This is a genomic window from Clavibacter michiganensis subsp. insidiosus, from assembly GCF_002240565.1.
Classification (GTDB): domain Bacteria; phylum Actinomycetota; class Actinomycetes; order Actinomycetales; family Microbacteriaceae; genus Clavibacter; species Clavibacter insidiosus.
On sequence record NZ_MZMO01000001.1, the window covers coordinates 703,926 to 717,701 of the forward strand.

The following is a 13,776-nucleotide window of genomic DNA, read 5'->3' on the forward strand; positions in this document are numbered from 1 at the left end:
CCCATTCGGATCCCGTTTCGACATGATGAGTGGCATCACATCCTCGAATGGCCGGGAGGCGCCGTGCTCGACCCGACCCTGCTCGCGACCTTCCTCGCCGTCGCCGACACCCGCAGCTTCACGCAGGCGGCCGCGCGGCTCGGGATCAGCCAGCCGACCGCGAGCCAGCAGGTGCGCCGGCTCGAGCGCGCGGTCGACCGCACCCTCATCGCGCGCGACACCCGGGCCATGCGCCTCACCGACGCGGGCGACGCGATGGCGGGCTTCGCGCGCACGATCCTGGCGGCGCACCGGGCGGCGGAGAGCTACTTCGGTGGATCCGAGGTGAGCGGCCGCCTGCGCTTCGGCACCGCGGACGACCTCGCGATCACGCAGCTCCCGCGGATCCTCCGCCACTTCCGGCAGCTGCACCCGCAGATCGAGCTGGAGCTCACGGTGACGCAGAGCGGGCCGCTGCACCGGCGGCTGCTGGCGGGCCAGCTCGACCTGATCCTCACCAAGACCACGGTCGACGAGCAGCCGGGCGCGCGCCTCGTGGGCCGCGACCGCATGGTGTGGGTGGGCCTCGAGCGCACGCTCGTGGAGCCCGGCGCGACCGTGCCGCTCATCGCGTACCGCGCCCCGAGCATCAGCAGGCAGATGGCCATGGACGCCCTCGAGCGCGAGGGCCGCACCTGGCGGATCACGTGCAGCACGCGCGACGTGAACGGCGTGCTCGCGGCCGTGCGCGCGGGCATGGGCGTGGCGGTGCTGCCGCAGGCGCTCATCCCCACCGACCTCGTGAAGGTGACCTCGCGGCTCGGCCTGCCCGAGCTCGACGAGGTGGACTACGTGCTGATGGACAACCCCGCCGGACCGCGCGCCTCGATCGAGGCGCTGACCTCGGCGATCATGTCGCGCGGGGTGACGCGGGCGAGCTGAGGGGGCGGGCTACCAGCGGGCGACGGGCGGCAGGTCGTCGTCGGGCCAGACCTCGCGGGCGCGGTCCTTCCGGCCCCGGCCCCGGCCGCGGCCCCGGCCGGTGGGCTGGTGCGGCGGCTCGGGCTTGTCGGGATCCGCGGACGGGTCGCCGGGCTGCTCGAGCTGCATCGCGAGGGCGCGCAGCCGGGCGTCCATCTCCGCGTGGGCCGCAGCGGCCTCGTCGAGCCGGGCGCGCTCCTCGTCGACGTCGGCGGGGATCCGGGTGACCTCGTCGAGCGGCAGGGCGGCGGCCTCCGCCTCGGCGAGACGGCGGGCGCGGCGGCGCGAGGCGAGGATGCCGAACGCGCCCACGCCGATCTGGAAGAGGCCCAGCCACCCGGACGCGTCGTTGACCGGCGCCAGCACGTGCCAGGCGCCGAGCGCGATCCAGCCGATGTTGACCCACATGGGCCAGGCGAACCCGGATGCGGCGCGCGCGCCCTCCCGGGGCTCGTCCGTCTCGCGTCCCTCGTCGCTCATGCCGTTCCTCCGTGCCGACCCGCCAGTGACTGAGAGTGTGTCACGCGAGGTCGTGAGCCGCCTGGAGCCAGACGAACGTGCGCGGGCTCAGGACGATGCCCTTCGTGAGGCGGAGGCGCTCGTCGCGCACGAGGTCCACGGCGTGCTCCGCGAACCCGCCGAGCGTCTCCGCGGACACCGTCGCGGGCTCGTCGCCGAGGTTCGCGAGCACGAGCACCGTGCCGCCCTCGTGCGGGCGCTGGTAGCCGAGCACGTGCGGGTCGTTGGCGTCGAAGCCGACGATGCGCGTGCCGCCGAGCGCGGGCGTGGCGCGGCGGACCGCGATGAGCCGGCGGATCCCGGCGTGGATGACGCCCGTGCTCGTGGTGCGGTCGTCGCGCTGGTCGTAGCGGTCGAACGGGTAGAGCGGGCGGTTCACCCACCTGCTGTCGTCGGCGTGGGCCGGGACGTCGTCGTAGCCGTAGTCGTTGAGCTGGCCGACCTCGTCGCCGAGCACGATCAGCGGCAGGCCGCCCGTGCTGAGGGCGATGGAGTGGGCGAGGAGGATCCGCTCGACCGCGCCCGGGTCGTCCTGCTCGAGGCCCGCGAGGGACGCCGTGGTGCCCGCGACCGCGCCGCCCGGATGCCGGATGCCGCGCGCGTGGCTGCCGGGGAAGCCGCCCACGTGGTACTCGGCGAGGAAGCGGCGGTGCTCGTCCGGGTCGATGCCGAGGGCGCGCGCGTCGTCGTCGTCGAATGCCCAACGGAGGGCGTCGTGGCTGCGGACGCGCGCGGCGCGGACGGATCCGTCCGGCGCGTGGCCGCGGCGCTCGAGGGCGCGGGAGAGGAGGGCGGCGGACCGGGTGGCGAGCGCCTCCCAGACGAGGGCGGTGAGCGCGGGGTCGTCGGCGAGGCGCACCGCGTCGCCGTCGAGGAGCTCGCCGGACCCGCGCGGATCGGCGTCGGCGGCGACGGCCAGCGCGAGCGCGGGGGAGACGCGGCGGCCGAGGGCGGCGATCGCGCGGAGGAGGGCGCGCCGGTCGGCGTCGGGGCGCTCGCCGAGGACGGCGGCGGGATCCACGCGGACCACGTCGACCCCCGCGGCGGCGAGGGCGACGGCCTCGCGGACGGCGTCGCGGATCCGGTCGGCGAGGGGCGCGTCGACGTCCGCGGGGGAGAGGTCGACCGCGAGCGTGAGGCCCGCGTCGTGCAGGGCGTCGGCGAGGGCGCCGAGATCGGCCGCGGATCCGAGGCCGGCGCGCACGCGCACGCCCGGCGCGAGGAGCGCATCCGCGTCCGCGTCGTCGTCGTCCGCGCGCTCGGCGACGGGCGTGGTCTGCAGGTGCGTGAGCCCGAGGTCGCGGAGGGCGGGGATCCGCGCGGCGAGGCCCCGGAGGTCGTCGGCGTACCGGTCGACGTAGCAGACGCCGCCCGTGCGGAGGTCGAGGCGGAGGTCGGCCGGGGATGCGGCGGCCGGGGCGCGTCGGGCGCGCACGTCGCGGAGATCCGCGGCCAGCGCGTCGGCGAGGGCATCGGCGCCGTCGCCCACGAGCGGGCGGAGGTCGGCGGCGAGGGCGTCGCGGTCGAACGGGGGCGCGGCGGCCGGGTCGGCGGGGGCGCGGCCGTCGGCGGTGGTCGGGCCGTCGGCGCGCACGCCGTCGCGGTCGTGTCCGCCTGCCGCGGGATCGGTCGTGAGCGCTGCGCTCCCCATGCTCGGTCCTTCCTCCGCATCCGGCGGGCACCGTCGCCCGACCCCCTGATCCTACGGGCGGGCGGGGCCCGAGACGCCCGGAACCGTTCGTGCACTTCGCATCCCCTCGCTCGACGGCCAGGCGCGCGCGTCGTACGCGGCTGCGCACCTCGCGGGCGCGCGCCTGCCCGGGTAGGATCGGACCCGTCGCGACTGGCGTTCGGATGGGTCACCATCGGGGAGCGACTCACACGGTTGGTGGCCGTACGCCTGGGCCACGACGCATCCATTCGTCCACCGTGCTCAAGGAGTCCCATGCCCGTCGACCAGTCATTCAACGCCCCCCTCTCCGAGGTCGACCCGGAGATCGCGGCCGTCCTCGAGCAGGAGCTCGGCCGTCAGCGCGGCACCCTCGAGATGATCGCCAGCGAGAACTTCGTGCCGCGCGCGGTGCTGCAGTCGCAGGGATCCGTGCTCACCAACAAGTACGCGGAGGGCTACCCGGGCCGCCGCTACTACGGCGGCTGCGAGTTCGTCGACGTCGCCGAGCAGCTCGCCATCGACCGCGCCAAGAGCCTCTTCGGCGCCGAGTTCGCCAACGTCCAGCCGCACTCGGGCGCCACCGCGAACGCCGCCGTCCTCGCGGCCATCGCGCAGCCGGGCGACACGATCCTCGGCCTCGAGCTCGCGCACGGCGGCCACCTCACGCACGGCATGAAGCTCAACTTCTCCGGCAAGCTCTACGACGCCGCCGCGTACGGCGTGGATCCCGACACCTTCCTCATCGACATGGACGTCGTGCGCGAGAAGGCGCTCGAGCACCGCCCGCAGGTCATCATCGCCGGCTGGTCGGCGTACCCCCGCCACCTCGACTTCGCCGCGTTCCGCTCCATCGCCGACGAGGTGGGCGCCAAGCTCTGGGTCGACATGGCGCACTTCGCCGGCCTCGTCGCCGCGGGCGTCCACCCCTCGCCGATCCCCTACGCGGACGTCGTCTCCTCCACCGTGCACAAGACCCTCGCGGGACCCCGGTCCGGCGTGATCCTCAGCCGCGACACCGCGCTCGCCAAGAAGCTCAACTCGGCCGTGTTCCCGGGCCAGCAGGGCGGCCCGCTCATGCACGTCATCGCGGCCAAGGCCACCGCGTTCAAGATCGCGGCCACCGAGGAGTTCGCCGACCGGCAGCGCCGCACCATCCAGGGCGCGCAGATCCTCGCCGAGCGCCTCGTCGCGGCCGACTCCACCGAGGCCGGCGTCTCGGTGCTCACGGGCGGCACCGACGTGCACCTCGTGCTCGCCGACCTGCGGAACTCGCCCATCGACGGCAAGCAGGCGGAGGACGCGCTGCACGAGGTCGGCATCACGGTCAACCGCAACTCGGTGCCGTTCGACCCGCGCCCGCCGATGGTCACGTCCGGTGTCCGCATCGGCACGTCCGCGCTCGCGACCCGCGGCTTCGGCGAGACCGAGTTCACCGAGGTGGCCGACATCATCGCCGAGACCCTGAAGCCCGGCAGCGACCTCGCCGCGCTGCGTGCGCGCGTGCTGACGCTCACCGACGGCTTCCCGCTCTACGAGGGCCTCACCCAGTGACCGCGGTCGTGCTCGACGGCGTCGCCACGGCGTCGGCCATCAAGTCCGAGCTGGCCGTGCGGATCCGCGCCCTCCGCGAGCAGGGCCTTGTCCCCGGCCTCGGCACGCTCCTCGTGGGCGACGACCCGGGTTCCCGCTCGTACGTCGCCGGCAAGCACCGCGACTGCGCCGAGGTGGGCATCGAGTCCATCCGCGTCGACCTCCCGGCCGACGCCACCGAGGCCGACGTGCGGACCGCGATCGAGCGGCTCAACACGGATCCGGCCGTCACCGGCTACATCGTGCAGCTGCCGCTGCCGGCGGGGATCGACGAGAACGCGATGCTCGAGCTCATCGACCCGTCGAAGGACGCGGACGGCCTGCACCCGACCAACCTCGGGCGCCTCGTGCTCGGCGTGCAGGGCGAGCTGACCTCGCCGCTGCCGTGCACGCCCGCGGGCATCGTCGAGATGCTCGAGCGCTACGAGGTGCCGATCGCCGGCCAGCACGTGGTCGTCGTCGGCCGCGGCCTCACGGTGGGCCGGCCGCTCGGCCTGCTGCTCACGCGCAAGGGCCTCGACGCCACCGTCACGCTCACGCACTCCCGCACGCGCGACCTCGAGCAGGAGGTCCGCCGGGCGGACATCGTGGTCGCGGCCGTCGGCGTCGCGCACCTCATCAGCCCCACGTGGGTGAAGCCGGGCGCCGCGGTGCTCGACGTCGGGATCACGCGCGTCGTGGATCCCGAGACCGGGAAGGCGCGCCTCACGGGCGACGTGGACCCGGCCGTCGCCGAGGTCGCCGGGCACCTGTCCCCGAACCCGCGCGGCGTCGGGCCGATGACCCGGGCGATGCTGCTGGTGAACGTGGTGCTGGCCGCCGAGCGCGACGCGCGCCTGGCCGCCGAGCTGCGCGGCTGACGGCGCTCGCCGCGACAGGTCAGCTGAGCGCGGTCGCCTCGTCGCTCGCTTCAAGGCCCGAGGGGGTTTCGTGAGCGAACGCGACCGACGGCCGGGAGGCCCTGCGAAAAGATGGCCACAAAAAGCTATTTCCGTGGTCTAGAAATATAAGCCCAGAATATCGTCTCTGTGGGGCCTGCGCAATGGTCTTCTGGAATCGGGCTCGTGCTGGTTCGCAGGCGGACTTCCCCCTAGTAGTCGGCGAGTACGCATGATGCGCCGACTGCGCGTGTGATCCCGTGCCACGAAAGGGCATCTCATGAAATCTGTTCGAATCTCAATTTTCGCTGCAGGAATCGCGGTGGCGTCCCTCTTTGCCGTCGGGCTGCCTGAACAGGCCCAGGCAGCGGCATCCGCTTCGGATAACGTTGTGACTTTCTCCGAATTCATTTCCGACTTCGGCGTCTCGCCGGAAACGGCATCGGCTCTCGAGGCGAAGTTCGCCGAGTTGCCGAACGATGTCCAGGACGCCTACCTCGCGGACCCGAATTCGCTATTCACGTTCGGACCTGTCGTGGTCGCGACCTCCACCCCGTCACCGACGCCTCACTTCTCCACGATGGCGGCTGTGAGGACCCGGCAAGTCGTGGACAAGCAGGCGGTCCGCGTCTTCGGCGTCGAAGTGGGCAACTTCACATTGAGCTATACGTTCGAGGCGACGGCTGGGGCCGTGAAGCGCAATCTGGAGTGCGTTGGATCATTCAGCGGTTTCGGTTTGGCGGGATCCACCAGCTCGTCGGACTACGTCAGCAACGGTCGCGGGACGTGCAGCGCGCGCCACACCATGAGCTACGCATTCAAGGGAGCGCCGTTCTCATTCACGAAGCTGCACACCGTCAGCACGGTCGCGGGGGACCCGACCCGTGTGACCGGTTCGATCAGGAACGTGTAGCACCATGACGACCATGACAGACCGTTCGCGAACGAGCTCAACACACTGGTGGCTGCTGTTGGCGGCAGTTGTCTCGTCCTTGCTCCTACTCGGGACCGCATGGTCGGTGGCTGTGCAGGTGGTAGTGGTCGTGATCGCGGGGAACCGGCTTGCGCGACGGCCTCCTCGGCGGGAGGCGGTGGTTCTCTGGAGTGCCATCGCGCTGATCGCTGCCACGCTCATCGCAGCAGCCGCGGTCGCCTTCACAGCGGCTGGCTTGTCGAGCACGTTCACCGGCACAACCGTTCCGATCGACTAGTTCACGCGGACACTCGCGCCGAAGCCCCAGCGGAGTGTCTTGTCGCGCAAGGAGATCAGGGTGCACGAGGGGACGGCCGGTCAGGCCGTCCCCTCCTCGCGTCCCCGGTCCGTGACGGTCGTGCGCTCGGCGCCCAGGAGGACGGCCGGCGTCGGGATTGCGCCCGCGTGCAGGCGCGCGTTCTCCACGTAGTGGTCGGCGTTCGCTCGGAGCCCCGCGACCTCCTCGTCGGTGAGCTCGCGCCGCACCTTGCCGGGCACGCTGGCGACGAGGGAGCGCGGCGGGATGGTCTGCCCTTCCAGCACGACCGTGCCGCCCGCGAGCAGCGACTCGCGGCCGACGACCGCGCCGTTCATCACGGTGGCGGACATGCCGACGATGCAGTCGTCCTCGATCGTGCAGCCGTGCAGCACCGCGTTGTGGCCGACGCTCACGCCGGTGCCGACGGTGAGCGGGAAGCCCGCGTCCACGTGGCAGCTCACGTTGTCCTGCAGGTTCGAGCGGGCGCCGATCGCGATGTCGGCGGCCTCCGCGCGTAGCACGGCGTTGAACCACACGCTGGATCCCGCCCCGAGCGTCACCCGGCCGACGACGCGCGCACCTGCCGCCACCAGGGCGTCGGGCGCGATGTCGGGCGCGGGCGATCCGGGGAGCGCGCGGACGGTGGCCTGGGGATCGACGGTCATGCCGCCAGGGTAGGCCGCGCGGTCAGGCCGACGGGCGCATCCGCGTGCCGCGCTCCATGGGCGCGAAGCCGGCGGCCACGTACGCGTCCCACGGGGCGCGGTAGTAGGGGAGCGGCGAGGCGTTGATGAAGACGTCCCGCCCGCCCAGCTCGCCGACCCGGCGGCAGACGTCGAGCGCGAGGGTCTGCGCGAGGCCGCGGCGGCGGTGCGCGGGCACGATCCCGAGCGGCTCGAGCTCCGCCCAGCCGCTCGTCGGGTCGAGCCACGCCGTGCAGGTGCCGGCGAGCGAGCCGTCGGGCGCCTCGATCACGAGGTCGAGGTCGCGCCGGTACACGGCTGCGGTGCGCATCGCCGCGTAGTCGTCCGCGTCGAAGCGGCTCTCGGCGTCCGGGTCGATGCCGTCGCCGGATCCGTCGGTGAAGGGCAGCTCGACCGGCTTCCACGCCCGGCGGTGCGTCTCGACCTTGGCCTGCTCCTCGCCCTCCGCGACGGGGCGGATCACGTACCCGGCGGGGGGCCGCGCGCCGGTGTCGCGGGCGGGATGGCGGAGCCCCGCGAGCGGGACGGCCTCGTCGACGAAGCCGCGGCCGGCGAGGATCCCGCGGAGCCGCTCCTGCCCGCGGTGCACGGCCACGCTCGTGCGCCCGTCCCCCGCCGCGTCGAGGAGCCACGCGGCGAGGAGATCGGTCGTGCCGTCGTCGCCGGGCGCGCACTCGACGCGCGCGTCGTCCGGCGAGGAGCCGGCCCAGCCGATCAGCGCGCCCGCGTCGTCGCGGACCACGGCGATCCGCTCGGGCAGCTGCCCGGTGGCGGCCTCCCAGGCGAAGCCGCCGGGTTGGGTCGACGCGGGAAACCAGGCCGACAGCGCACGGGGGATGTCGCGGACGGCGTCGCCGGGGTCGCCGCTGGTCTCGGTCAGGCCTGCGGCGGCTCGTGTCATGCGGTCGAGCCTAGGGGGCGCCGCCGGAGCGATGCGCGCCCTACTGCTCCGCCTTCGCCCCGTCCGACGGCGTGACCGTGAAGACGGTCGGCCCCGAGTAGCCGTGCTCCGCGAACGCGCCGTCGATCGCGACCTGGAGGCGCGACAGGGAGTCGACGTCGATGAGCGCGATGGCCGATCCGCCGAAGCCGCCGCCCGTCATGCGCGCGCCGATCGCGCCCTCGTTCTGCGCGACCTCGACCGCGAGGTCGAGTTCCGGGACGCTGATCTCGAAGTCGTCGCGCATGGAGCGGTGGCTCGCGTCGAGCAGCTCGCCGATGGCGCGCGGGCCCTCCTCGCGGAGCGCGCGCACGGTGTCGAGCACGCGCTGGTTCTCGGTGACGATGTGGCGCACGCGGCGGAACGTCTCGTCGTCGAGCACCTCGCGGGCGCGGACCAGGTCGTCGACCGTCAGCTCGCGGAGCGAGGACACGCCCATGAGGCGCGCGCCGAGCTCGCACGACTCGCGTCGCGCGCGGTAGCCGCCGTCGGCGTGCGCGTGCGCGACGTGGGTGTCGATCACGGCGATGGTGAGGCCGGCCGCCTCGAGCCCGAGCGGGATGACCTCGGCGTCGAGCGAGCGGCAGTCGAGGAACACACCCGCGTCCTGCTGTCCGAGCAGGCTCGCGGACTGGTCCATGATCCCCGTCGGCGCTCCCACGATCTCGTTCTCGGCGAGCTGCCCCACCGCGGCGAGCGTCGGCCGGTCGAGGCCGAGCCGCCAGATGTCGTCGAGCGCGAGGGCGATGGATCCCTCGAGCGCGGCCGACGACGACAGACCGGCGCCCACGGGCACGTCGCTGTCGACGAACACGTCGAAGCCGGGCACGGCGCCGAGGTCGGCCCCGCGCTGCCCGAGCGCCCACGCGACGCCGAGCGGGTAGGCCTGCCAGCCCTCGATGCGCTCGCCGGTCAGGTCCGCGAGGCGCGCCTCCACGACCTCCTCGGAGAAGGAGCTGGCGAGGCGGATCCGGTCGTCGTCCCGCGGCGCGAGCGCGATGACCGTGCGGCGGTCGATCGCGAACGGGAACACGAGCCCAGAGTTGTAGTCCGTGTGCTCGCCGATGAGGTTCACGCGCCCGGGCGAGGACCACACGCCGTGCGGCTCGCGCTCGAAGCGGGCGCGGAATCCCTCGCGCACGTCGTCTCGGATGTCGGTCATGCGTCCTCCACTGCCTTCCGGATCATCTCGGCCGCCTTCTCCGGCGGCACGTCGCCGATCCAGGCGCCCATGGCCGCCTCGGACCCGGCCAGGAACTTGAGCTTGTCGGCCGCGCGGCGCGGCGACGTGATCTGCAGCATCAGCCGGATCTCGTCGCGGTGCGCGTCCACGGGCGCCTGGTGCCACGCGGCGATGTACGGCGTCGGGGTGTCGTACAGCCGGTCCATCCCCTGCAGCAGCCGCAGGTACATCGTCGCGAGCTCGTCGCGCTCGGCCTCGGTCGTCTCGGCGAGGTCGGGAACGTGGCGGTGGGGGAGCAGGTGGATCTCCACGGGCCAGCGCGCCGCGAACGGCACGAACGCGGTGAAGTGGTCGCCGCGGAGCACGACGCGCTCGGACGCCTGCTCGGTCTCGAGGATCCGCTGGAACAGGCCCGGCCCGAACCGCTCGATCGACTCCACCAGCCGACGCGTGCGCGGCGTGATGTAGGGGTACGAGTAGATCTGCCCGTGCGGGTGGTGCAGCGTGACGCCGATGGCCTCGCCGCGGTTCTCGAACGGGAACACCTGGCGGATCCCGGGCATCGCCGAGAGGGCGCGCGTGCGCTCGGCCCACGCCTCCACCACGGTGCGGGCGCGCGACGGCGTGAGGCCGCTGAACGAGCCGGTGTGCGCGGGGCTGAAGCACACGACCTCGCAGCGGCCGACCGAGGTGCGGGTGCGCTCCAGGCCGATCGCGGTGAGGTCGTCGTCGTCGACGGGCGCGTCCACGCCCTCCGCATCGGCGAGCGCGGGCCCGAACGACGGCGACTTGTTCTCGAAGACCGCGACGTCGTACATGCTCGGGATCTCGGACGGGTTGGTCGGGGTCGCGGGGGCGAGGGGATCCAGCTCCGCCGGGGGCAGGTGCGCGCGGTTCTGGCGCGCGGCCGCGATGGAGACCCACTCGCCCGTGAGCACGTCCTGCCGCATCGTCGCGGTGGGCGGGCGGGGCGCGGCGGGGCGCGCGTCGGCGGCGCGCTCGGGCGGGAGGGTCGTTTCGGCGTCGTCGAAGTAGACGAGCTCGCGGCCGTCGGACAGCAGCGTGCGGCGCTGCGTGATCCCGGACGGCGACGTCGTGACGGTCTGGTCGGCATGCATGATGCCCCGATCCTACGGGCTCTCGAGGCCCGGATCTGCGTCCGCGAAAGACCCGGCTTGCGTTCCGGCAACCGCGTGCGCGAGGCTCGCCGCATGGCCGACGACTCCGCTCCCGTCCCCGCGGCGACCCGCCGCTCCCGGATCCTCGAACGGCTCGGCGACCGCGGCGTCGCGACCGTCGCCGAGCTCGCGGCCGACGCGGGCGTCTCGGCCGTCACGATCCGCGCCGACCTCGACGCTCTCGCCGACTCCGCCGCCGTCCAGCGCGTGCACGGCGGCGCGGTCCTCCGCGCGGGCCTCGGCGCGCGCGAGCAGAGCCTCGAGGTGACGCTCGAGTCGGCCGCCGACGCCAAGCGCGCCATCGGCCGCGCCGCCGCCGCCATGGTCGAGAGCGGCCAGAGCGTCCTGCTCGACGTCGGCAGCACGACGCTCCAGGTGGCACGCGCGCTCGTGGCGCGCGACGACCTCGTCGACGTCACGGTCATCACGAACGGGCTCACGCTGGCGCTCGAGCTCGAGCGGGCCATGCCGCGCTTCACCGTGGTCGTGACGGGCGGCACGCTCCGGGCGCTGCAGCACAGCCTCGTGGATCCGCTCGCCACCGTCGTGCTCGACCGCCTCCACCCGGACCTCGCGGTCATCGGCTGCAACGGCGTCGACGTGGAGCGGGGGATCACCAACGTGAACCTGCCCGAGGCCGAGGTGAAGCGGCGCATGGTCGCCGCGAGCGCCCGCACGGTGGTCGTCGCGGACGGGGCGAAGCTCGGGCGCACTCACCTCGGGTCCGTCGCGCCGCTCGACCTCGTCGACACGCTGCTCACCGACGCCGACGCGGATCCGCACGAGGTCGGCCGCCTGCGCGACGCCGGCCTGCGCGTCGTCGAGGCGGGAGGGACGCCCGGCGCCGGGCGGCCGTAACGTGGACCCCATGAGACCCGTCACCGGAGAGCAGCACCACCTCGTCCACGCCGGCCCGTCCGGCGAGCTCCGCGCCACCGTCGTGCAGCTCGCGGCGGCCATCCGCGGCCTCACCCTCGACGGCGTCGACCTCGTCGAGCCCTACGGCGACGACGTAGTCGCCCCGATGGGCGCCGGCATGGTCCTCGTGCCGTGGCCGAACCGGATCCGCGGCGCCCGCTACGAGCTCGACGGGAAGGCCCAGGCGCTCGACGTCTCCGAGCCGTCGCTCGGCAACGCCTCGCACGGCCTCCTCCGCAACACGGGCTACGCGGCGTCCGACCGCACCGACGACCGCGTGACCCTCTCCGCCACCGTCTTCCCGCAGCACGGCTACCCGTTCCTCCTCGACACCTCCGTCATCTATCGGCTCACCGACGACGGCCTCGTCGTCACGCACCGGATCCGCAACGACTCCGCGGCGGCGGCCCCCGTCGCGGTCGGCGCGCACCCGTACCTCGCGATCGGCGGCGTGCCGTCGTCGGAGCTCACCCTCACGGTCCGCGCGGACACCTGGTCGGAGGTCGACGACGCGCTCATCCCCGTGGCCGACCACCCGGTGAACGGCGCCGACGAGGACCTCCGCACCGGCCGCGTCGTCGGCGACCTCGACCTCAACACGGGATACGGCGACGTGCACGTGGAGGGCGGCACGAGCCGCCACGGCCTCACCGCCCCGGACGGCCGCGGCGTCGAGCTCTGGGCCGACGCGTCCTTCCGGTTCCTGCAGGTCTACACGCCGCGCGAGTTCCCGACCCACGGCGGCCAGGCGGTCGCCATCGAGCCCATGACAGCGCCGGCCGACGCCTTCAACTCCGGCATCGGCGTGCGCCGCCTCGCGCCGGGCGAGGAGTGGACGCTCAGCTGGGGGATCCGCGCGACGGGCTTCTAGCGTCTTCGGAACGAGCGCGCAACTCGTCGCGAGGTAGAGCATCTCTTCATATCATTGGGCGCGCGGCGCGGATTCTCGGCGTCGCGCATCGACGGGTGTGTCTCCAGGAGGTTCGCTTGCCAATGATATTCCCCATGTTCGTAATTCCCATGACCATGGCTGGGGTTGCCCTGTCTGTCATGTCGGTCGTCGCCGTCATCGGTGTCGTTCACAGCGGTGACCGTGCTCCGGTGTACGTGTCACCTTCGACGGTCGACGCACGAGCGGCGACCTTCGACTCGCCGGTCGCGCCGACAGGTACCGTCATGGACAAGCTCACGCAGTACGTCGGGTCTACCACCACCGTCCCCGCTCAGGATCTGGATCAGTACTTATCGGCCGCGCACATCTCTGACGTGACGACTTCAAGCGGCCGCGCCCTCGCTCCGCAGAGAGCGGATGTTCGGAGGACCGAGGGTGGGCAGTTCGTCCTTCACATGCCCTTCGCCGAAGCGCCCCAGCAGCTGGACATCTCGGGATACACCGTGTTCCTTGACCGCGATCTAAGGGTGATTTCGACAGGCGAGGTGCTGTTCACCGCGTTGACCCCCGATTCCGGCCGAATGCAGCTGTGGCAGAACGGGGTCCTCGGCCTCGATAAGGTGGCGTCGAATGATTCGACGGCTGCAGTGGACGCGGACCGGTCCAACATCACGAATGCGGATTTCAATTGGGACACCCTCAATCAATGTCTGCTGAATGCGGGTATCTCACAGTGGGTCATCACCATCATCGGTACCGGATGCGCGCTTCTCTGCGGTGCCACGCTCGGGACGGGATGCGTAGCCTGCATCGTCGGCTTCGCTGGGGTAGCCGGGGGGACAGTGGGCACCTGCGTCGGCCTGGCTATGTCATGACGAAGCTCAAGGTGGTCATCCTGTTGATCCTCGCGTTGATCGCGATTCCCACCGCGCATCTGGTGCCGGACTTCGCCATCGCATTCTGGGCGGTGGGTACCGCGCTTCCGATGGTGGCGCTCCTTCTCATTGTGCGAGAGCGTCGTCGGCTAGCTCGAGAGCGCTGAATCGCCGAGACCGCCGCGCTCTCTGGCCTTCCCCAGGACGGTCGGAGAGCGCGGCGGTCTCTTCATGT

Annotated in this window: 14 protein-coding genes and 1 riboswitch; of the genes, 8 read left to right on the forward strand and 6 right to left on the reverse strand. The window is 72.7% G+C overall.

Annotation, left to right across the window (positions count from 1 at the left end; all coding sequences use genetic code 11):
* Positions 1-63: 63 nt before the first annotated feature.
* On the forward strand, positions 64-921 hold the full coding sequence (locus B5P21_RS03680; protein ID WP_045529522.1) for a LysR substrate-binding domain-containing protein: 858 nt from the start codon (positions 64-66) through the stop codon (positions 919-921).
* Positions 922-930: 9 nt separating this feature from the next.
* Here the strand turns inward: B5P21_RS03680 and B5P21_RS03685 are convergent, their stop codons facing one another.
* Positions 931-1,440, reverse strand: coding sequence for a hypothetical protein (locus B5P21_RS03685; RefSeq protein WP_045529520.1), 510 nt, complete (start codon positions 1,438-1,440; stop codon positions 931-933).
* A gap of 40 nt (positions 1,441-1,480) precedes the next feature.
* Positions 1,481-3,130, reverse strand: a complete 1,650-nt coding sequence (locus B5P21_RS03690; RefSeq protein ID WP_045529519.1) for an alpha-amylase family glycosyl hydrolase — start codon at positions 3,128-3,130, stop codon at positions 1,481-1,483.
* Between the two features lie 178 nt (positions 3,131-3,308).
* Positions 3,309-3,392, forward strand: a riboswitch (ZMP/ZTP riboswitch).
* A 32-nt stretch (positions 3,393-3,424) separates the two neighbouring features.
* On the opposite strand from B5P21_RS03690, the gene glyA reads away from it, so the two are divergent.
* From glyA to B5P21_RS03705, 3 genes are all read left to right on the forward strand, one after another.
* Positions 3,425-4,702, forward strand: a complete 1,278-nt coding sequence (gene glyA / locus B5P21_RS03695) for a serine hydroxymethyltransferase (RefSeq protein WP_045529518.1) — start codon at positions 3,425-3,427, stop codon at positions 4,700-4,702.
* Positions 4,699-5,601 (forward strand): bifunctional methylenetetrahydrofolate dehydrogenase/methenyltetrahydrofolate cyclohydrolase, encoded by a 903-nt coding sequence (locus B5P21_RS03700; protein ID WP_045529517.1) that lies wholly within the window; start codon positions 4,699-4,701, stop codon positions 5,599-5,601. The genes glyA and B5P21_RS03700 overlap by 4 nt, the downstream gene beginning before the upstream one ends.
* 340 nt (positions 5,602-5,941) lie before the next feature.
* Positions 5,942-6,532 (forward strand): hypothetical protein, encoded by a 591-nt coding sequence (locus tag B5P21_RS03705; RefSeq protein ID WP_094170775.1) that lies wholly within the window; start codon positions 5,942-5,944, stop codon positions 6,530-6,532.
* A 378-nt stretch (positions 6,533-6,910) separates the two neighbouring features.
* Here B5P21_RS03705 and B5P21_RS03715 read toward each other — a convergent pair whose 3' ends face one another.
* The 4 genes from B5P21_RS03715 to galT are packed head-to-tail and all read right to left on the reverse strand — an operon-like array spanning position 6,911 to position 10,796.
* Positions 6,911-7,516: a gamma carbonic anhydrase family protein gene (locus B5P21_RS03715; protein WP_094170776.1), complete on the reverse strand. Its 606-nt coding sequence runs from the start codon at positions 7,514-7,516 to the stop codon at positions 6,911-6,913.
* Between the two features lie 22 nt (positions 7,517-7,538).
* Positions 7,539-8,456, reverse strand: coding sequence for a GNAT family N-acetyltransferase (locus B5P21_RS03720; protein WP_094170777.1), 918 nt, complete (start codon positions 8,454-8,456; stop codon positions 7,539-7,541).
* 40 nt (positions 8,457-8,496) lie between these two features.
* Positions 8,497-9,657, reverse strand: coding sequence for a galactokinase (gene galK / locus B5P21_RS03725; RefSeq protein ID WP_045529509.1), 1,161 nt, complete (start codon positions 9,655-9,657; stop codon positions 8,497-8,499).
* The gene (gene galT / locus B5P21_RS03730) at positions 9,654-10,796 is read right to left on the reverse strand and encodes a galactose-1-phosphate uridylyltransferase (protein WP_094170778.1); all 1,143 of its coding nucleotides are present in this window, start codon (positions 10,794-10,796) and stop codon (positions 9,654-9,656) included. Before galT ends, galK begins: the two co-directional genes overlap by 4 nt.
* Before the next feature lie 93 nt (positions 10,797-10,889).
* On the opposite strand from galT, the gene B5P21_RS03735 reads away from it, so the two are divergent.
* The 4 genes from B5P21_RS03735 (at position 10,890) to B5P21_RS16760 (ending at position 13,708) form a co-directional block, all read left to right on the forward strand.
* Complete coding sequence (locus B5P21_RS03735; protein WP_094170779.1) at positions 10,890-11,714, forward strand: DeoR/GlpR family DNA-binding transcription regulator; 825 nt, start codon at positions 10,890-10,892, stop codon at positions 11,712-11,714.
* A 10-nt stretch (positions 11,715-11,724) separates the two neighbouring features.
* The gene (locus B5P21_RS03740; protein ID WP_045530554.1) at positions 11,725-12,645 is read left to right on the forward strand and encodes an aldose 1-epimerase family protein; all 921 of its coding nucleotides are present in this window, start codon (positions 11,725-11,727) and stop codon (positions 12,643-12,645) included.
* A 134-nt stretch (positions 12,646-12,779) separates the two neighbouring features.
* Entirely contained in the window at positions 12,780-13,541 is a 762-nt protein-coding gene (locus B5P21_RS03745; protein WP_094171387.1) for a hypothetical protein, read from the forward strand.
* Positions 13,538-13,708: a hypothetical protein gene (locus B5P21_RS16760; protein WP_165770602.1), complete on the forward strand. Its 171-nt coding sequence runs from the start codon at positions 13,538-13,540 to the stop codon at positions 13,706-13,708. The genes B5P21_RS03745 and B5P21_RS16760 overlap by 4 nt, the downstream gene beginning before the upstream one ends.
* The last annotated feature ends 68 nt before the right edge of the window (positions 13,709-13,776 follow it).

Excerpts from the sequence above, each read along its gene's own strand:
- B5P21_RS03685 (WP_045529520.1), bottom strand. The coding sequence starts at position 1,440 with ATGAGCGACGAGGGACGCGAGACGGACGAGCCCCGGGAGGGCGCGCGC.
- B5P21_RS03690 (WP_045529519.1), bottom strand. The coding sequence starts at position 3,130 with ATGGGGAGCGCAGCGCTCACGACCGATCCCGCGGCAGGCGGACACGAC.
- glyA (WP_045529518.1), top strand. The coding sequence starts at position 3,425 with ATGCCCGTCGACCAGTCATTCAACGCCCCCCTCTCCGAGGTCGACCCG.
- B5P21_RS03715 (WP_094170776.1), bottom strand. The coding sequence starts at position 7,516 with ATGACCGTCGATCCCCAGGCCACCGTCCGCGCGCTCCCCGGATCGCCC.
- B5P21_RS03720 (WP_094170777.1), bottom strand. The coding sequence starts at position 8,456 with ATGACACGAGCCGCCGCAGGCCTGACCGAGACCAGCGGCGACCCCGGC.
- galK (WP_045529509.1), bottom strand. The coding sequence starts at position 9,657 with ATGACCGACATCCGAGACGACGTGCGCGAGGGATTCCGCGCCCGCTTC.
- galT (WP_094170778.1), bottom strand. The coding sequence starts at position 10,796 with ATGCATGCCGACCAGACCGTCACGACGTCGCCGTCCGGGATCACGCAG.
- B5P21_RS03735 (WP_094170779.1), top strand. The coding sequence starts at position 10,890 with ATGGCCGACGACTCCGCTCCCGTCCCCGCGGCGACCCGCCGCTCCCGG.
- B5P21_RS03740 (WP_045530554.1), top strand. The coding sequence starts at position 11,725 with ATGAGACCCGTCACCGGAGAGCAGCACCACCTCGTCCACGCCGGCCCG.
- B5P21_RS03745 (WP_094171387.1), top strand. The coding sequence starts at position 12,780 with ATGTTCGTAATTCCCATGACCATGGCTGGGGTTGCCCTGTCTGTCATG.
- B5P21_RS16760 (WP_165770602.1), top strand. The coding sequence starts at position 13,538 with ATGACGAAGCTCAAGGTGGTCATCCTGTTGATCCTCGCGTTGATCGCG.